This window comes from Methanolobus sp. WCC5, from assembly GCF_045690325.1.
In the GTDB taxonomy this organism is placed as follows: domain Archaea; phylum Halobacteriota; class Methanosarcinia; order Methanosarcinales; family Methanosarcinaceae; genus Methanolobus.
This window is the reverse complement of record NZ_CP146981.1, coordinates 932,526-951,286: the sequence shown is the minus strand read 5'-3', so window position 1 is coordinate 951,286 and position 18,761 is coordinate 932,526. Positions and strand designations below refer to the sequence as shown.

General features: G+C 44.6%; 17 protein-coding genes and 1 tRNA gene. 7 read left to right on the top strand and 11 right to left on the bottom strand.

Translation table 11 applies throughout. The features are described 5' to 3' along the window. Window position 1: 1 nt before the first annotated feature. The 5 genes from V7O64_RS04565 to V7O64_RS04545 all read right to left on the bottom strand — a co-directional run bounded on the left by V7O64_RS04565 (window position 2) and on the right by V7O64_RS04545 (window position 5,411). Window positions 2–1,240, bottom strand: a complete 1,239-nt coding sequence (locus V7O64_RS04565) for an MBL fold metallo-hydrolase (RefSeq protein WP_407356844.1) — start codon at window positions 1,238–1,240, stop codon at window positions 2–4. A gap of 16 nt (window positions 1,241–1,256) precedes the next feature. After that, on the bottom strand, window positions 1,257–3,491 hold the full coding sequence (locus V7O64_RS04560; protein WP_407356843.1) for a DNA topoisomerase I: 2,235 nt from the start codon (window positions 3,489–3,491) through the stop codon (window positions 1,257–1,259). Window positions 3,492–3,805: 314 nt separating this feature from the next. After that, the gene (locus V7O64_RS04555) at window positions 3,806–4,303 is read right to left on the bottom strand and encodes a ferritin-like domain-containing protein (RefSeq protein ID WP_407356842.1); all 498 of its coding nucleotides are present in this window, start codon (window positions 4,301–4,303) and stop codon (window positions 3,806–3,808) included. Window positions 4,304–4,339: 36 nt separating this feature from the next. Continuing rightward, window positions 4,340–4,993, bottom strand: a complete 654-nt coding sequence (locus V7O64_RS04550; protein ID WP_407357259.1) for a peroxiredoxin — start codon at window positions 4,991–4,993, stop codon at window positions 4,340–4,342. Window positions 4,994–5,015: 22 nt separating this feature from the next. Next, complete coding sequence (locus V7O64_RS04545; RefSeq protein WP_407356841.1) at window positions 5,016–5,411, bottom strand: Fur family transcriptional regulator; 396 nt, start codon at window positions 5,409–5,411, stop codon at window positions 5,016–5,018. A gap of 306 nt (window positions 5,412–5,717) precedes the next feature. Between V7O64_RS04545 and xth the strand changes: the two genes are divergently transcribed. Next, window positions 5,718–6,491 (top strand): exodeoxyribonuclease III, encoded by a 774-nt coding sequence (xth, locus tag V7O64_RS04540; protein WP_407356840.1) that lies wholly within the window; start codon window positions 5,718–5,720, stop codon window positions 6,489–6,491. A gap of 23 nt (window positions 6,492–6,514) precedes the next feature. Here the strand turns inward: xth and V7O64_RS04535 are convergent, their stop codons facing one another. Both V7O64_RS04535 and V7O64_RS04530 read right to left on the bottom strand, forming a co-directional pair. Next, window positions 6,515–6,970 carry a TIGR00725 family protein gene (locus V7O64_RS04535; protein ID WP_407356839.1) on the bottom strand — a complete coding sequence of 152 codons (456 nt, stop codon included), beginning with the start codon at window positions 6,968–6,970 and terminating at the stop codon, window positions 6,515–6,517. A 65-nt stretch (window positions 6,971–7,035) separates the two neighbouring features. Then, on the bottom strand, window positions 7,036–7,557 hold the full coding sequence (locus V7O64_RS04530) for a DUF367 family protein (RefSeq protein ID WP_407357258.1): 522 nt from the start codon (window positions 7,555–7,557) through the stop codon (window positions 7,036–7,038). Window positions 7,558–7,742: 185 nt separating this feature from the next. Between V7O64_RS04530 and minD the strand changes: the two genes are divergently transcribed. The 4 genes from minD to V7O64_RS04510 all read left to right on the top strand — a co-directional run bounded on the left by minD (window position 7,743) and on the right by V7O64_RS04510 (window position 12,607). Beyond that, window positions 7,743–8,537, top strand: coding sequence for a cell division ATPase MinD (gene minD / locus V7O64_RS04525; RefSeq protein ID WP_407356838.1), 795 nt, complete (start codon window positions 7,743–7,745; stop codon window positions 8,535–8,537). A gap of 84 nt (window positions 8,538–8,621) precedes the next feature. Next, window positions 8,622–10,700 carry a type II/IV secretion system ATPase subunit gene (locus V7O64_RS04520; protein ID WP_407356837.1) on the top strand — a complete coding sequence of 693 codons (2,079 nt, stop codon included), beginning with the start codon at window positions 8,622–8,624 and terminating at the stop codon, window positions 10,698–10,700. Then, on the top strand, window positions 10,693–11,616 hold the full coding sequence (locus tag V7O64_RS04515) for a type II secretion system F family protein (RefSeq protein WP_407356836.1): 924 nt from the start codon (window positions 10,693–10,695) through the stop codon (window positions 11,614–11,616). Before V7O64_RS04520 ends, V7O64_RS04515 begins: the two co-directional genes overlap by 8 nt. A 1-nt stretch (window position 11,617) precedes the next feature. After that, window positions 11,618–12,607 (top strand): type II secretion system F family protein, encoded by a 990-nt coding sequence (locus V7O64_RS04510; RefSeq protein ID WP_407356835.1) that lies wholly within the window; start codon window positions 11,618–11,620, stop codon window positions 12,605–12,607. 20 nt (window positions 12,608–12,627) lie between these two features. Here the strand turns inward: V7O64_RS04510 and V7O64_RS04505 are convergent, their stop codons facing one another. The 3 genes from V7O64_RS04505 to V7O64_RS04495 all read right to left on the bottom strand — a co-directional run bounded on the left by V7O64_RS04505 (window position 12,628) and on the right by V7O64_RS04495 (window position 14,146). After that, a complete protein-coding gene (locus V7O64_RS04505) occupies window positions 12,628–13,203 on the bottom strand; it encodes a FumA C-terminus/TtdB family hydratase beta subunit (protein ID WP_407357257.1) in 576 nt (191 codons plus the stop codon). Next, window positions 13,203–14,042, bottom strand: a complete 840-nt coding sequence (locus V7O64_RS04500; protein ID WP_407356834.1) for a fumarate hydratase — start codon at window positions 14,040–14,042, stop codon at window positions 13,203–13,205. The genes V7O64_RS04505 and V7O64_RS04500 overlap by 1 nt, the downstream gene beginning before the upstream one ends. A gap of 18 nt (window positions 14,043–14,060) precedes the next feature. Next, window positions 14,061–14,146, bottom strand: a tRNA-Leu gene (locus V7O64_RS04495). 228 nt (window positions 14,147–14,374) lie between these two features. On the opposite strand from V7O64_RS04495, the gene V7O64_RS04490 reads away from it, so the two are divergent. Further along, a complete protein-coding gene (locus tag V7O64_RS04490; RefSeq protein WP_407356833.1) occupies window positions 14,375–14,620 on the top strand; it encodes a winged helix-turn-helix domain-containing protein in 246 nt (81 codons plus the stop codon). A gap of 35 nt (window positions 14,621–14,655) precedes the next feature. On the opposite strand, the gene V7O64_RS04485 is transcribed toward V7O64_RS04490, so the two are convergent. Then, on the bottom strand, window positions 14,656–15,117 hold the full coding sequence (locus V7O64_RS04485; RefSeq protein ID WP_407356832.1) for a hypothetical protein: 462 nt from the start codon (window positions 15,115–15,117) through the stop codon (window positions 14,656–14,658). Between the two features lie 181 nt (window positions 15,118–15,298). Between V7O64_RS04485 and V7O64_RS04480 the strand changes: the two genes are divergently transcribed. Beyond that, entirely contained in the window at window positions 15,299–18,721 is a 3,423-nt protein-coding gene (locus V7O64_RS04480; protein ID WP_407356831.1) for a DNA polymerase II large subunit, read from the top strand. The last annotated feature ends 40 nt before the right edge of the window (window positions 18,722–18,761 follow it).

Below are 18,761 nucleotides of genomic sequence, written 5' to 3'. Positions count from 1 at the left end.
CTTATAATGAGAACCGTTCACCAAGTTGTGGAGCAAAAGCCTGGACTCCTGTTTCTTCTTTGACCCAGTCTGCAAATCCTTCGCAGTCATCTCCGTGCATAGTGAAAACATATTCTGTTCCCCTGTCACAGAAGTCCTTTACCATTTCCTTAAGCTCCCTGTCTCCGGAATGGGCAGAGAAATCGTATTGCTCGACCTTCGGTTTAAGGTGCTGGATGACGCCATCGTTCTCAATGTTGCCGGTGTCCATTGCCATCCTTCCATTGGTACCTTCTACCTGGTATCCGGTCAGTATTATCTTTGACTTTGGGTCCCTGTAAAGCTTGTTTATGTAATAGAGGACCGGTCCTCCGTTGAGCATGCCTGCGGTTGTTACGATAACCGTTGATTCAAGACGCATGCTATCTCTTTTGTGGCCGTTCACCATGGTGGCATTGTCAAATGCCCTTTTAAGGTGGGTGGGATTGCGTATATATTCGGGGTGCTTTGCCATTATCCTGTAGGCCTGTACTCCCATGCCATCAACATGGGCCCGGATGCCGTGGGCATCCAGCAGCATAAGTATCTCCTGGGTCCTCCCGATCGCAAAGGCCGGGACGATGACGCTGCCTCCGATGTCCAGTGTATCGCTGACAGAATCAATGAACTGTTTTTCCACTTCACGACGGGGAGGGTGTTCATCACCGAAATAAGTACTTTCCGTTATAAGTATGTCTGAGTCGGGAAACTCAATGGCTCCTGAAACCAGTCTTGTGTCTGCCGTATTGATATCACCTGTGTAGAACAGGCTCTTGTTCTCCCTGTCCTTGAGGTATATGGCCGCAGCACCCGGGATGTGGCCGGCATCAAAGAACTGTGCATCATATCCGTGTGTGTGGAATTCCACCCCTGTATCAATCTGCTTTGTCTGATGTGCAAATCTTGTAAGCTCAATGGGATCATATGCTGGCATCTCACCCTCCCTTTCTGCAATTTTCAGGGTGTCCTTTGCCAGCATGTGGGCAAGATCAAAAGTAGGAGGTGTCATGAATACGTCAGGTTCAAGGTCCATAAGATTTGGAACAGCACCAGAATGGTCTATGTGGGCGTGGGATACAAACACAGCCTCAGGGCGTGAGCCGTTTAAAGGATACTGTATATTCTCTCCGGGAGAGACCCCGTAATCGAGCATAAGCTTTTCGTCTACAAGGACTGCTGATCTTCCGACCTCCCGGCATGCTCCTTTAAATTCCAGTTCCATATATACCATTTTCCTTTCAGGCTATCTCTGATTGCCAGTTCTTTATTTTCTTGATAGGTATACTTGTAACTTTTGCAAGTTCCAGAGCATCTGCTGCGCATAATTCATCTACACTACAAATTCCTGCATCTGCAAGCTTTTCTGCCGTGACCTTTCCGATGCCGTTTATATCGTTTATGCTCTTTGGGCGCTCCCTGTTTCCACCTTCTTTTTCCTTTTCTTCTTCCCGGGATTTCTGCCATTCAAGGAAATTGCACTGCGGGCAACCCAGGTTCCATGGTCTTTTCCCTGCATTGATGATACGTATATGATACATCCCGTGCTCATCACAGAACCTGTCCGTCACGACCACCTGTCCGGAGCGTGGCAGAGGCAGTGAGAAATTACACTCCGGATACCCTTCACATCCTATGAAGCGCCCTCCTCTTTTTGATCTCATGACCATCAGGTTTGAGTCGCATTGGGAACATTTACCTATTATCTTATCCTCACGAAGACCTGCCCTCAGGGATTCAGTGATATCATCTTTATTCTTTTCAAGTTCATTGAACACAAGTTCAAGCATTTCCCTGGACTCATTCAGCACATCCTCTTCAGGTATCCCGCCTTCAGCTATCCTGTCCATGTCGGCCTCAAGCTTACTGGTCATGTCCGGTTTGGATATGGTAGGTGCGAACTTTTCAAGGGTGTCCACAACAGCAACCGCAGTTTTTGTAGGCTGCAGAGGATTGCCGTGAACATAAGCCCTGGAGTAGAGTTTACTTATTATCTCATGACGGGTTGCTTTTGTCCCAAGTCCCATCTCTTCCATGATCTTAATGAGCCTTCCCTGTCCATATCTTCCCGGAGGCTGCGTTTCCTTTGCCTCAACATCTACCTTTGTTACGGAATGAACATCACCTTCTTCCATTTTAGGAATAAGCCTGTCTTCCGGTGCGTTGTAATGGTAGTACCATCTCCACCCGGGCTCTACAAGCCTTGCACCATTGGCTTTGAACTCCTCGCCTTTGATATCATACTTTGACCGGATGGTCTCCCATTTTGCAGGGTCGGCAAAAGTGGCAAAGAAACGCCTGATGACAAGCTCGTAAAGTTTCCATTCCTGCTCGTTCATATCGGATTTCCTGGCAAGGGATGCAGGAAAGATCGGCGGGTGATCAGTTGTCTCTTTCTTGCCTTTGGTAGGTATAAGTTCTTTCTTTTCAAGCAACTTCAAAGCATACTGTTTAAAAGCCCCGGTCTTGAATATCTCTATCTGTGCCCTCAGGTCAAGGCTTTCCGGATACACAGTGTTGTCGGTTCTCGGATATGAGATAAAACCGTTAGTGTAAAGTGTTTCAGCAATCCTCATGGCATTAGCTGCAGTAAAACCAATGCTGCTTGCGGCGCTGATGAATTCGGTGGTGTTAAAAGGCGTTGGTGGCTTGTCTATCTTCTCGGAGGTGGTCAGCTCTGTCACTAAAGCCTCATCACCGACAGATATTTTTTGCATTACTGCATCGACTTCTTCCTTATCCCAGAAACGTTTTGTGCGATGCTCTGCCTTAAATTCTTCTCCGCTTTTGCTTTTTAAGATTGCAGAGAGTTCCCAGTATGGTTTTGAAATAAATGCTTCCCTCTCTTTCTCACGTTCGACTATCAAAGAAAGAGTGGGTGACTGCACCCTGCCCACAGACAAAAACATCTTCCCCAGACGTCCGGCTGCAAGGGATATATATCTGGTTAGTGATGCACCCCACACAAGATCTATGACCTGTCTTGAATGTCCGGCATCTGCCAGGTTAAAATCCACATTCGTGGGGTTTGAGAATGCATCATCAATTGCCTTTGGGGTTATTGCACTGTAGTGCACACGTTCGAATTCAATATTTTGGTTTACCTGCCTTATTATTTCCAGGGCCTCTACCCCGATGAGTTCTCCTTCCCTGTCATAGTCAGTTGCAATGGTAACCTTTGTGGCTGTCTTTCCCAGTTTCTTCAATGCAGCCACTATCTTGACCTGTGTGGAAGTTGTGATGATATCAGCACCAATTAGTTCATTCGCCTCCACTTTTTGCCAGTTGTTATAAGCAGCCGGAAAATCAAGTTTTACAATATGTCCGCTAAGCCCCATGAATATTTTTTTTCCTTCATCGGACTCGTATTCGTAGGTGTCCACTCCGCTTACACGAACCTGTTTTGTCTTTCCTGGTGCCAGTATTGATGCTATCCTTTTTGCTGCGATGTGTTTTTCTGCTATGATGAGATGCATGTTATCTCCGTGATCTTTGAAATAGTGTGATAGATGATTCAATGGTCTTTATGACCTTTTATTTTGATACTTCTTATTAATAATCTTTATTTTTACACGGTTATTTAATGATTAAATCTAAAAAGCATTCTTCTAAATATATCTATCGCAAATCAAAAAGATACACATTGTTTAAACTTTAGGCAAAAACAACACCAGAATAAGGTTCATATTTTAATGTAACGTGAAGGTGTCCGGCACAAAAAAACAGATGAAACATTTCCTGTCCTTCTGTCAGGGGCAGGAAATGCCAATCACTATCCAGATTTGAAGGTTTAATCCCTTCTTTGCATAAGCTCTATATCTTCCATGATGGCCTGCAGGTCATCTTCGTGTTCTATCTCATCGGTAAGGATCTGAAGCACGATCTCGTATGTAACAGGGTCCTTATCCTTGACCTTGCCAAGAATTGAATTGTAGACCTGGATAGCGCACTGCTCGCCTTTGATATTCTGCTCAAGGATCTTCTTGACGAAAGGATCCTCAGGTGCATCGTATCCGCAGTTGCTGAACTTTTCCCAGTCCTTGGGGGAAAGCACAGGTGTGCCACCAAGCTGTATGATCCTTGTTGCAACCATGTCTGCATGGCGCAGTTCATCGGCTGCATGCTGAATGAGTTCTGCTGCTGCTGCTTCCCTCATCGGACCTTTGATGACCTTAGCACCTACCCAGTACTGGTAGTATGCATACCATTCATCTGCAAGTGCCTTGTTCAGTAAGTTAATCAATTCATTGACATCTAAGCCCAGGATTTCTATGCCTTTTGTTCCCATATAGGTCACCTATGGATAATATCTGTTCTTCGGTATTTAAGATTGTTTCTTAAGGCACATGAACCAGTCAAGGCAGTATTTGCCTTCTTCCTGAGTCTCGACCCTTTCCTTTGCAGTACCGCATGATCCGGGTGGCGGAATGATCACATCGTCCCCTGGCTGCCAGTTGGCAGGGGTTGCTACGTTCTCAGCATCTGATTTCTGCATCGCCAGAAGTAGTCTCTTGATCTCATCCATGTTCCTTCCGTTGGAGAGCGGATAGTAAACGATGGCCCTGACCTTTGCCTTTGGGTCCATCATGAACACTGCCCTTACGGCCTGGGTCGTGGATGCCTGTGGCTGCACCATTCCAAACTTCTTTGCAACGTCCATCCTGAGGTCTTCAATTACAGGGAAATTGACCTCCACATCTTTCATTCCCTTGTAGACGATCTTCTCTTTGATGGTCCTAAGCCATGCTATGTGTGCATAGATACTGTCAATGGAAAGGCCGATAAGTTCAGTGTTCAGTTCCCTGAATTCTTCCTGCATCGTTGCAAAGGTCATGAACTCTGTGGTACATACGGGTGTAAAATCTGCCGGGTGGCTGAAAAGGATTACCCACTTTCCTTTATAATCATTTGGGAAATTGATCTCTCCCATTGTTGTCTTTGCTGTAAAGCTTGGTGCATCGTCGCCAATAAGTGGCATTGTTACTGTTTCTCCATCCATGTTATGATTCCTCCATACATTTCTTGCATATTCCGTAAAAGTTAGTGTCTGATGATTCTATTTTAAAGTCGTCTATCTCTTCTGCTATCTTCATAGCATATTCACTCAGTTCTTCAGATTGGTAGTCTTTTATATCTCCGCATTCTATGCAGATTGTGTGATGATGTGGTACCAGATTTGATTCAAATCTCGAAACTCCTTTTACATTCACCTCCTTGATCAGGCCCTTTTCGGCCAGGAACTTAAGATTATTGTAAACAGTTGCTTTACTTATCCGTGTTAATTTTTTTCTTACTCCCTCATAGACATCATCTGCAGTAGGATGACCATCAAATTCCCTGAGGAAATCCAGGATCTCAATCCGCTGGTTTGTGTACTTGATGTCCGACTGTCTCATTTCTGTCAACTTCTTTGCAGTTTATCTTTTATCCAGTCTTATGTAAGAATATATTTTAAATAAGAATTATTCCTATTTAAAGTTTATTATCATATAATATCAAGACTATCTTATACTGCCAAAGACAGCTTTTTGTTTGCTTTTCAAAATGTAAATATTTCTTTATCCTGGTAATGTATCTCTTTATTACTAATGTGCTTTATTCCTATAATTATATTTGTTTATGCAAACGTTAAAGGAGTTTTTCTGGCAAGCTACTTAATATATTAGAAATTAAATAAGCAGCAAATATCCCGGAGATTAAGAATGGGCAGAACAAGGATTATTTCATGGAATGTCAATGGTATACGTGCAGTTCACAAAAAAGGTTTTCTCGACTGGTTCGATACAGAAAGACCTGATATTCTCTGTATCCAGGAAACAAAGGCTAACAAGGATCAACTGCCTTTGGAGCTGGTAGAAGTGGAGGGTTATCACAATTATTTTGTCTCTGCCAGGAAAAAGGGCTATAGCGGCGTGGCACTTTATAGTAAAAAGGAACCTGTCGATATTAAATGCGGATTCGGTATAGAGAAGTTCGATAGTGAAGGCCGGACACAGATAGCGGATTACGGGGATTTCGTCCTCTTTAACATATATTTTCCCAATGGTAAAGCATCATCTGAAAGACTTGATTACAAGATGGAATTCTATGATGCCTTCCTTGAGTATGCCAATACCCTGAAGGCAAAGGGTAAGAAGCTAATCATATGCGGTGACGTGAACACTGCCCACAGGGAAATAGACCTTGCTCGCCCTAAAGAGAACGAAACGATATCCGGTTTCCTTCCACAGGAGAGGGCGTGGATAGACAAACTACTGGACAATGGTTATGTGGACACTTTCAGGATGTTCAATACAGAGCCCCATAATTATACCTGGTGGAGCATGAGGACAAGAGCAAGGGAAAGGAATGTTGGCTGGAGGATAGATTACTTCTTTGCAAGTGAGAATATAAGGGATAAAATAAAGGATTCTTTCATCATGCCGCAGGTTATGGGCTCAGATCACTGTCCTCTGGGTATCGACCTTGAGATATGACGATAAAGGAGCAATGGTCGATCCTAGATTTGCCCGATGCTGTCAATTACTATCCTGACGGCCTCTTTTGGGTCCTTTGCCTTTATGGTTCCCTCGATATCCCATTTTGATTCCAGCGTTACTACGGTTTTGCCCATTTTAAGGGAGTGAGCGATCTCTGAAAGAGTACCATACTCTCCTGCGATGGCTATGAGGGCATCTGCAGAGCGTGCTATTATGACATTTCTTGCATGTCCCATTTCAGTTACAATTGCTATGTCTATATAGGGATTTGCACTCAGGCGATTGTCCCCGGGCAGTACTCCTACTGTAATTCCTCCTGCTCTTTTGGCACCTTTTGCAGATGCTTCCATCACACCTCCAAGTCCTCCGCAGATAAGCATGGCATTTTTTCCTGCAATCTCTGCGCCAACCTCTTCTGCAATTCTGCGGATCCGGGCATCACACGTTCCTGCTCCGATGACTCCTATCTGTATCATCACTTTTCACCTTTCAGTTTAAGATTATGTCATTTTTGTCTGCATGTATTGACCACATATATTGCCTACATATATTCGCTTTGTATCCTCAGTATATCTTTACTGTCCCTGGCCTGGGAATATTCTTCCAGTGGCTCATGATTGAGTTCAAGGAAGGTGTGTCCCCACCTGAACTTGGACATTATGGCTTCTGCCTGTTGCCTGTTTCCCAGTATATACAATGCTGCGGCAAAAGCCTCTGCGGATGTGAGCTTGAAGGGTCTTCCGAAGTTCACCGGGTTTGCAGCTACAAGGTATGGAAGCGCACGATGCTCCAGTCTTGCTCTTAACAGTTGCGGGAACACTCTTTCAACTTCCTCCCATGAGCAGTCAAGGACTGTTATGCCTTTTCTGCTATTGTCTGCAGGAGATAGTGCTTTTTCAGCCATCGGATCAAGCAGGATGGAGCCTGAAGGCACTCTGTCTATCTTCTCAAAAAGATTCACAAGTTTGAAACGTGCCATTTTCTTTCCGGTGCATTTTTTAGGATCACATTGTTTTGCATGATAAAGGTAGAGTCTTATGTCCTTTTTTTCAGCTGGTAACATGTACACAAGATGCTTCATCATCATATTTCAAATAGTGCTATAATTTTTAGAAATCAAATAATATAGATATTTATTTATATTTATAAGTGGTATTAAGTGTAGGATGTACTTAATATCAGGTCCATTAGACGAGTCTTTAATTTGAAATGGAACAATCCATAGTTAATAATGAATCGAGGCATTTTATGACAGCAAAGATCTTTACTATCATTTCAGGGAAGGGTGGTGTCGGCACAACAACTGTTTCTATAAGTCTCAGTTCTGCCCTTGCAGGTTTTGCGAAAAAAACTCTAATTATTGATACCGATGTCGGAATGCCTGCCATTGGATTGATGTTGGGCCTGGATACATCAAAGGCGACACTTCACGATGTTCTATCAGGCAGCGCAGAATTGAAAGATGCCATATACGATGGCCCCAACAATCTGCATGTTCTGCCCGGAAGCATTTCCCTCCATAGTTTTGTAAATGCAAATACCCAGATAATCGGTGATATTGTTGAAAGTGTGAAAGACAAGTATGATTTCATTATACTTGATTCTCCTACAGGTATCAATATAAATTCCATTCATGCCATATCACTTGCAGATGAGATCATACAGGTAATGACCCCGGATATAGTATCCCTTGCAGGTGCAATGAAAATCAAGGCAATTTCTGAGAACATGGAAAAGCCTTTCAGGGGTGTCTTGCTTAACCGGACCGGTGTCACTCAAAACGAATTAAGCAGGGAGAGAATAGAGGGTACCCTTGGTCTTAGGATCTTAGAGACAATTGCAGAAGATAATAACGTAAGGAATTCTCTGGCATTTAAAGCACCGGTAGTAATTAAGTATCCAGGATCACTTGCAGCTGTCAGTTTCAACAGGCAGGCAGCCGAAATAGCAGGAATAAAGGTTCCTGTAGCGGACACGTTCAAAGAATTAAAGGAACCGAAAAAGAAGGGTAAGAGATTCTCATTATCAAAGAACAAAAATTGAGCATCTGTTGAATTCTTATAGGGAATAACATGATAATATTTGTGAAGATGATTAAGATGATCACTAATATTGGGGTTGATAATATTGAATAATGTTCCTGGTGACCGAAGCGAGGATGCTGATGATACAAGAGATCTTTCCTTTGAACCTGTAGTTTCAGAGGATGACGGTCCTGTCATTGATGGGATGGAAGATCCTCTGTTATATCCGGAAATAACAATAGATGATGTTTCTGAAGACGCAGCTACCGATTCTTTTGAGGATCCTGTAGCTTCATCTGATATACCAGGCAAAGGTGCACAAAAAGAAAACAGGGATCGTGAAGAAAAGATTCCCGGGTCTTTGTTACCTGCTGATGAAGATTATATGATCAATGAGCTCGCAGACCTGATCCTTCCTGATGCCGAACCAGTAAGTATCGAGAGTCTTAAGAGCAGGCTAGGAGATCCATATATTCCTTCTTATGAAGATATCCATGTAGATGACAGGGAGTCTATGTGGCAGAAAGCTATTTCGGATATGTTCAGCGAGAAGCCTGTAGAAGAAGATCTCTTTGTGGATGAAGAAAATAAAGATTCACTAATGGATCGTGTAGGCAAACTCTTTTCCAGAAAAAAAGTGAACCTTGAGCCTTATAATGTTGTTGAGCACGGTCCTATTGTGGATCTTACGATGCCTGTTGACAGTCGCTACAGGGAAGTCGAGCTATATGAGGTGAATCCACTTTATGCTTATGTAAGGATTGCTTATGACCCCGAGGCCCACGAGTTCCAGTATCAGGCCATTGAACCTGTTCTAAGTGAAAAGGAACAGCAACTTCTTGATGCTATTAAATTGAAGTTTATCGAAACACTGGATGTCAACCTTAAAGAGATATCCCGTAAGAATGCAGAAGAGTTCTTGAAGGAAAATGTAATAAACTATCTTAAGGAATTCCAGATAAATATCTCTCCCCGAAAACGTGAGAGGATAATGTACCACATTGTCCGTGACTACATAGGTTATGGTGAGATAGACGTTTTGATGAGGGATCCCTACCTTGAGGATATATCGTGTGATGGTCCCAACACTCCTGTATACATATATCACAAAGAATACAACTCCATACCTTCAGATATCGAGTTCCAGTCGGATGATGTGCTGGATTCCTTTGCTATCCGCATCGCCCAGATATGTGGCAGGCATATTTCTATTGCAAAACCTCTGCTTGATGCCACTCTGCCCGATGGTTCCCGTATCCAGATGACACTGGGAAGGGAAATAACGACCCGCGGAACTACTTTCACTATCAGGAGATTCAAGGATAATCCTATCACACCTGCTAACCTCATAGAGTTCCATACTTTTTCCACTGCGATGATGGCTTACATGTGGCTTGCTGTGGATTCAAGTAAAAGCCTCATCTTTGCCGGAGGCACAGCATCCGGTAAGACCACAGCAATGAATGCGGTTTCACTTTTCATCCAGCCGGAGATGAAGATAGTCTCTATTGAGGATACAAGAGAGTTAAATCTTTCACATCCCAACTGGATACCTGGTGTTACCAGGCAGGCATTTGCAGGTGAGGATAAAGGTTCCATTGAGATGTATGAGCTGCTGAGGGCATCATTGAGGCAGAGGCCGGAATACATTCTTGTAGGAGAGGTTAGAGGAGCTGAGGCCTATGTGCTTTTCCAGGCAATGTCTACAGGCCATACTACATTCTCAACAATGCATGCCGATTCAGTTCAGTCGGTTGTACACAGGCTCGAAAATCCCCCGATCAATGTACCCAGGATAATGATACAGGCCCTTGATCTTGTAGCAATACAGGTACAGGTCAAAGTGGCTGATGAACGTGTAAGGCGCTGTAAGACCCTGACCGAGGTAGTCGGTGTTGACCCCCGGACAGGTGAGCTGCTTACTAATGATGTTTTCGTGTGGGATGCCGCAAGGGATATGTTCCAGTACTCCGGCAGGTCCTACATTATAGAAAGTGTAATGGAAAGCCGTGGCTGGACAGAAGAGAAAGTCCGTGATGAGCTAAAGAGAAGACAGGATATCCTTGAGTGGACGCGTACAAAAAAGGTAACTCATTTCAGGGATTTTGCCAAGATCGTGGTAGCCTATAACCGTGAACCTGAAATGATCATGAAAGTCGTAAGGCAGGAATTATATGGCTAATATGTATTTTACCTTTGCTTACAACCTTTTCGGAAAATATTATGAAAAGAAAAGAGTTGAATACTTTGGCCTTCGCCATAACCTCCTGAAGAACAGGATGGATTTGGTATATGATGTGTACATGTCCGGTGCACTTCTAAGTTCTGTCATTTGTGCCTTTTTAGCTCTTGGAGGCATCGGTTTGCTTCTTATGGTGTTCGGTGTCCCGGAACTAAAAGCAACAAGGATTATGTTTCCAGGATGGGTCGCCCCATATCTTCAGTACAAGTCAATTGTGATAGGTGTTGTTCTGGGTTTGCTTGTTACCGGACTTGTGTTTGTTCTTGTTTACAAGATGTTCCAGTTATATCCTGTTATTATGGCGGGTGACAGGAAAAGAAGGATTGACAGCATGCTTCCATATGCTGTGAATTACATGTCGGCAATGTCAGGTGCAGGTGTTCTTCCGGTTGATCTTTTCAGGTCACTTGCAAACAATGACATATATGGTGAGATGTCAGTGGAATGCCGCTATCTGGTACGTGATCTTGAGATCCTTGGCCATGACCTGGTCACTGCAATGAAAAACCTTTCGCTGACTACTCCTTCGGCTGCATTGCAGGATTTCCTGCAGGGTGCCATTACTGTAGTTACATCAGGTGGTCAGCTTGAACCTTATTTCCAGATAAAGACCGAGCAGTATATAATGGAGAACCGTCAGAACCAGAAAGAATTCCTTGAGACACTGGGTCTTCTTGGAGAAACATATGTAACAGCTTTTGTTGCAGGTCCTCTTTTCCTTGTGGTTGTCATATCCATCATGTCAATAATGGGGAATGCTCAGATGATCTTCCTTTATCTCATTATCTATGCATTGATACCAATTGGAAGTATTATGTATGTTATTCTTATCAGTACCCTTACTCCGGAGGCCTAGAATGAAGATACTTGAGATTTTCAAAAGAGGATCCAGATCATGTGATCTGCTTACAGAGGAGGAACTTTGCGATCTTGAAGATGACCTCATAAATGCAAAAATGGAGGAGGCAACAAAAAATGTACTTCTCAGGGAATTCTTCAAGGATCCCTTTAAAACACTTTACCTTCATCCGGAATATACCTTTTTCCTGAGCGTTCCGCTTGCTTTGGTCTTCTTTATTATGGGAATGACTGCGGTCTGGGGCACTCCTCTTATAGATGATGTAATTGTGTTCACGGTCCTGATATCTATTACTCCTCCTGCCATTACTTTCCATAAGAAGTTCAAAAGGACCGATAAAATAGAAGAGTATCTCCCGACATTCCTGAGAGACATATCTGAAATGAGCCGGGCCGGGCTTACTCTTCCAAGGGCTGTAAATACCGTTTCAAAAGGTGAGTACGGTGCCCTGACAAAGGAAGTCCAGAGCATGGATGCTGCTATGTCCTGGGGTGTCTCTTTTGAAGAGTCACTGCAGAATTTTGCAAAAAGGATATCAACACCGATCATTATTAGGTCTGTTTCCCTCATAACCCAGGCAAGTAAGGCCGGAGGTCGCGTAGCTGCAGTTCTTGAGGCTGCTGCCCGTGATGCAAGGGAAGTGAAATTACTGGAGCGGGAAAGGCGTGGTAACATGATGGTCTATGTGGTCATCACTTACATGTCGTTCTTTGTTTTCCTTTTTGTGATAGCCATGCTGACATCCACTTTTGTGCCCACCATGGCTGAGGCAGGAAAAGCTGCTGCAGCGGCTGGTGCAGGAAACCAGTTCATAGGTTCTTTCAATCCGGCCGAATATACGCGGCTGATGATGCACACGGCTATCATCCAGGGGTTCATGAGCGGACTTGTTGCGGGCCAGATGGGTGAAAGTTCGGTTTTCCAGGGCCTTAAACACTCGATCATACTCACTCTTGTAGCCTGGGTAGTGTTCACTTTTGTTATCTGAGCTGTGTTGCAAAGAATTGCTTATTCGATTATCGAATAAGCTTCATTTGCTTTTTTTCTGACATCAAGGAACATGTCCTTGTTGTGCGAGTCTATTCCTACTACAAGTGGGCCAAAATCCTTTACCTCAAGTTCCCATACGGCTTCCGGCATGCCAAGGTCCGGCCAATGGAGCCGGGTCACTTTTTCAATAGCCATGGCAGCTAAAGCTGCACATCCTCCTGTAAATGCCAGATAGACGGCCTTTTTTGCCATTGCTTCTCTTACATTGTCCATGCCACCCTTTCCTACAAAGGCACGGATCTGGTGCAGTTCCAGTATCTTTGGTGTCATTTTTGACATGCGGGCACTTGTTGTAGGTCCTGCGGCAACTACTTCCCATCCTTGCGCATTTTCTCTCATAAGGGGGCCGCAATGGTAAATAACGGAGCCTTCAAGGTCAAAAGGCAGCTCTTTCTTCTCTTTTGCCATTTCCAGTATCCTGGCGTAAGCCTCGTCCCTGGCTGTAAGAACGGTTCCACTGAGATATACTATGTCGCCAGTGTTCAGTTTAAGTATGTCCTCTTTTTTCAGTGGTGTTCTGAGCCTGTATTCCATCACTCATCACCACCCAGGATCACTGATGCATGCCGGTTTGCCCAGCACTGTATGTTCACGGCTACAGGAAGGGATGCCGTGTGGCAATGTGATTTTTTGATGTGCACTGCCAGTGCTGTTGTTCTTCCCCCGAGTCCCATAGGTCCTATTCCCAGGGAATTTATATCTGCAAGGAACATGCGCTCTTCCTCTGTCATGTCTTCTGTGTTTTCAAGCAGTGAAGCTTTTGCAAGTCTTGCAGCTTTATCAAAGGAACCCCCTATCCCGATGCCAACTATGATAGGTGGGCATGGCTTGCCACCCGCATTGAGCACGGTCTCAAGGACGAAGTTGCGTATCCTGTCCTTTTCTGTGGGGTTGAACATTCTGATAGCACTCATGTTCTCAGAGCCTGCACCTTTTGGAGCAACGGTTATTTTTATGCTGCTGCCTTCGGTAAGCTCATATTTGATGTCCGGGATGCCCTGTCCGGTGTTATCTCCTGTATTACCACGGCTTAACGGATCCACCGCATTGGGACGCAGCGGGATGGATCTGGTGGCTTTCCTAACGCCTTCATGGATGGCCTCCTCCAGATTAAAATCAATAACAGCTTTTCGCCCCAGCTCCACGAAGAATATGAGTATCCCCGTATCCTGGCATATGGGAACTTTCCTGTTGCCGGCTATCTCTATATTTCTGAGGATGGCTTCAAGTTGTTCCTTTGCAACCGGGGCTGTTTCCCTTTCCTTTGCTTTCTCCAGGGATCTGATGACGTCCTGTGGCAATGTGGTCTGGGCCTTTTCTAGAATATCGACAACAGCAGATACAATGGTATCATGATCAATAGTTCCTGACAAAAAAGATCACCTTTGGTGTGGTGCGGGAGAAGGGATTCGAACCCCCGAACGCCTGCGCGAGCAGATCTTGAGTCTGCCACCGTTGGCCGCTTGGTTACTCCCGCATCTGGGATAAACGATATCACTATTGCAGTATTAATTATAAATCTAACTGTTGCAGGCAGGTTCCGCACTTTTTCCAGTATTCCAGGTATTATTTAATTAGTAACATATTTACTTAGTAAAATTACATATCGATGATATTAAATAGGTGTTCAATAATACTTCTAATAAATAAATGTGTGCTATTAACGAATAATATATCGTTGGTATAAGTGGTGCAATTATATAATATGCTGGGGGGCATTATTATCAGGCGGAGCAGATTAGATATTACTCTTGCTATCTTAAAGATAGCCATGGATGGAGCAAAAAAAACACAGATCGTTTATGGGGCAAACCTTAATTCGACAATTGCGAACAAGTATCTCATAAGGCTTGAGGAAAAACAGCTGATTGAGCAAAAAGGTAGCATTTTCAGGACTACTGATAAAGGACGCGAGTACAGGGAAATGGCAAGCGGACTGGAGATCCGCTGACCATGCCCGGATATTCATTTTTATATCTTTGAATATCATACAAAACCAAGCATTTGTGAGAGTTTCAGGACAGTACTTGCTAAAGTAAATGCAATGCTCTTCATAAAGCCAACTGGCTTGATCACTATCTTGCCACTGTCTTTTGCGTCAAGGAATGTTCCCAGGGGATCATCAGATCCAAGTATGTTTTGGACTGTGGTTTCATCTGTTCTTATGCTTATTGTTTCTTCTATCCCGGTAGTAGCGTCTATTTCTTCAAAAGAGATAATATATGCGTTTTCAGTAACTACTTTCAGGTAGGTTTCCTGGCCGTTATCTGTCGTTATCACCAGTTTGATCACTTCATCTCCAAGGAGACTTTTAAGGAAAGAAGGGACATGGTCTGTATTCTCATTGTAGTCGTTGATCTTAAGTTCAAGGTCGTTAACCACGTCTGCGCCTGCCACAGGCATAAGCATACTTAGTAGCACTATTAATATGATGACTTGTTTTTTCATACACATCCATCCTGAATTATATATTTTCCCATTATTTCTATAAAACAGTTATAAGGTATATCTGCAGTTATTATATAAATAATACAGGTAAATTTATAAGAAATTAACAGGTGATTTTTGCAGGAAAACGATTTTAACAACAAAGGCCTAAGTACACATTCAATAAAGAGAGCTGTTCTGAATGGGTGAAATAGTAGTAAGCGATTCCATGAGGGATTATTTTGAAGCGCTTGAGTCAAAGCTTCATGCTGAAATAGAAATTGCAAACCGTGCGCGTTCAAAAGGTGCAGATCCCAGGCCTCATATAGAGATACCTCTTGCTAAGGACCTCGCAGACAGAGTGGAGAATCTAATAGGTGTCAAAGGTGTTGCAGAGCAGATACGCAGGTTCGAGGAAACCATGTCCCGTGAGGAAGGTGCCCTGGCAATAGGTAAGGCAGTTGCAGAGGGTGCGGTGGGAGAGTTCGGGTCAAAGTCAGAGGCAATCGAGGCAGCTATCCGTGTATCCGTTGCTATGCTGACAGAAGGGGTTGTAGCTGCTCCTATTGAGGGTATCGACCGTGTTGATGTTGATAAGAACGATGATGGGAGCGAATTTATCAGGATCTATTATTCCGGTCCTATACGCAGTGCCGGAGGTACTGCCCAGGCACTTTCTGTGCTTGTGGGGGATTATGTGCGTCGTGCGGTGGGTATTGACAGGTACAAGCCGCGTAAGGAAGAGGTTGAGAGATACGTTGAGGAGATCCTGCTATACAGGCGCGTGGCAACCCTGCAGTACACTCCGTCAGAGGATGAGATAAGGCTGATAGTTGAGAACTGCCCCATATGTATCGATGGAGAGCCCACAGAAGCTGAAGAGGTTGAGGGTTACAGGAACCTTGACAGGATAAAGAGCAACAGGGTGCGTGGAGGTATGGCGCTTGTGCTTGCTGAGGGGCTGGCACTGAAGGCCCCCAAGGTCCAGAAGCATGTTAACAAGCTCCGTATGGATGGATGGGAATGGCTGGACAGGCTCATAGCAGGGACCAAGAGTGCAGGAAAGGATGATGATGATGGTTCTGTAGGTGTAAAACCAAAGGACAAATACCTGCGCGACCTGATCGCAGGAAGGCCGGTGTTCTCTCATCCTATGCGTCCCGGAGGATTCAGGTTAAGGTATGGGAGGTCCAGGAACACGTCTTTTGCAGCCTCAGGCATAAGTCCTGCGAGTATGTATATAATGGACAGTTTCATAGTTGCAGGTACCCAGCTTAAGGTCGAGCGTCCCGGAAAGGCGGCAGGGATGGCACCCGTGGACAGCATAGAAGGTCCGACAGTTCGCCTGAGGTCCGGGGATCTTATACGTGTGGATGATGAGGAACTTGCAAAACAGGTTCATACGGATGTGGAATGCATAGTTGATATAGGGGAGATACTGATAAATTTCGGTGACTTCCTTGAGAACAACCATCCTCTTGTGCCGTCCTCGTACTGTTTTGAATGGTGGGTTCAGGAATTTAAGAAGCTTGCCGGCAACTCTTCTTATTCCCGCCGGGAACTGATATCTCCTTCCCAGGAACTTTCACTGGAGCTTTGCGATAAATACAGTGCTCCACTGCATCCTGCATTTACGTATCTCTGGCACGATATCAACCTTGATGAGTTCAATGCGCTTATTTCATTTGTATCCGGGAATGGTGTACTTTCAACGGACTTCAAATTCCTTGAATTGCCGCTGAACATGTCTGTGGAAAAAGGGATAAAGACTACCCTTGAGGATCTGCTTGTCCTGCACAGGGTCATTGAGGGTAAGATTTCCATTGCTGAACCGTTGCCTTTTGTCAGGTGCCTGGGTCTTGACAATGACCTTAGGATAAAAAGTGAGATTTCGGAGGCTACGGATACACTGGGCGCTGTCAATGAACTTAGTGGTCTTGATGTCAGGGCACGTGCACCTGTCAGGATCGGTGCAAGGATGGGACGTCCTGAAAAATCAAACAAGAGGAAGATGTCCCCGGCACCTCACGTATTGTTCCCTATAGGAGATTCGGCCGGCAATACCCGTAAGATGGAAGCTGCAGCCGGTTACATGGCTTCCATGAATGGTAAGGTCGGGCATATACGGGTCGAGATAGGTAATCGGGTGTGTCCTGCCTGCGGGACGGATACCTTCCGGTATCGCTGTGAATGCGGCGAGTTCACAGTTCCCCGTCTTTCATGCCCCAGGTGCGGCATATCAGTGCAGAAAGAGGAGTGTCCGAAATGCGGTACAAAGACCACCTGTGTGAAGATGCAGAACATCGATTTCAAGGCTATCTACCAGGCTGCTTTTGAAAGGCTTGGTGAAAGGGACAATATCGAGGTAAAAGGTGTCAAGCGTATGATGTCCGGGTCCATGACCCCCGAACCTCTTGAAAAAGGTATATTGCGTGCCAAACATGATCTTTTCACTTTCAAGGACGGGACCGTCAGGTACGATATGTCGGATATCCCTCTGACACATATACGCGCTGATGAACTTGGGGTCAGTGTGAATAAACTGAAGCAGATAGGTTATATCGAGGATATATACGGTAAGCCCCTTGAAACAGGTGATCAGGTGGTCTGCCTTAAAGTGCAGGATCTGGTCGTTTCGTACGACTGTGGCGAATATCTTCTTCGAATAACTAAATATATCGATGATCTGCTTGTGAAGTACTATCATGAGGAGCCTTACTATAAGTCTGAGGAACTTGAGGATCTTGTGGGTGTGATGCTTATGGGACTTGCTCCTCATACTTCTGCAGGTGTGCTTGGGAGGCTTGTTGGTTTTACAAAGGCATCGGTTGGATATGCGCACCCTTTCTTCCATGCAGCTAAAAGGAGGAACTGCGACGGGGATGAGGATTGCGTGATGTTGCTGATGGACGGACTTATAAACTTTTCCAGGGACTATCTGCCTGAAAAGAGAGGTGGGAAAATGGATGCTCCTCTTGTGCTTACCACAAGGATAGATCCCAGTGAGGTTGATAAAGAGGCGCATAATATCGATGTATGTGACCATTATCCACTTGAGTTCTATGAGGCCACCCTTGAGTATACAAATCCAAAGGAACTTGAATCAAAAATGGATCTGATAAGTGGAAGGCTGGGTACTCCCGAGCAGTATGACCATTTCATGTTCACCCATGATACCCGTGATATTGCTGCAGGTCCCCTTCACAGCGCCTACAAGACCCTTGGAAGTATGATTGAGAAGATGGACGCACAGCTGGCACTGGCAGATAAGATACGTGCAGTGGATTCCTCAGATGTGGCTGAAAGGGTGCTGATATCCCATTTCCTGCCCGACATGTTCGGAAATCTCAGGGCCTTTTCAAGACAGGGCACAAGGTGTCTTAAGTGTGCTGCAAAGTTTCGAAGGCCTCCTCTTACGGGTGTCTGCCCCAAATGTGGCGGGCGTGTTATCCTTACAGTTCATGAGGGTGCAGTGAAAAAGTATCTTGAGGTCTCAAGGAAAGTGGCACATGAATATAATGTCTCAAGTTATACAAAACAGAGGATCGAACTGCTGGGACTTGATATGAAGTCCCTTTTTGAGAACGATCGTTCCAAACAGACCGGACTGCTGGAGTTCATGTGAACGTTTCTTTTTTGTTTTATGACGATGGTATCTCTGGTGT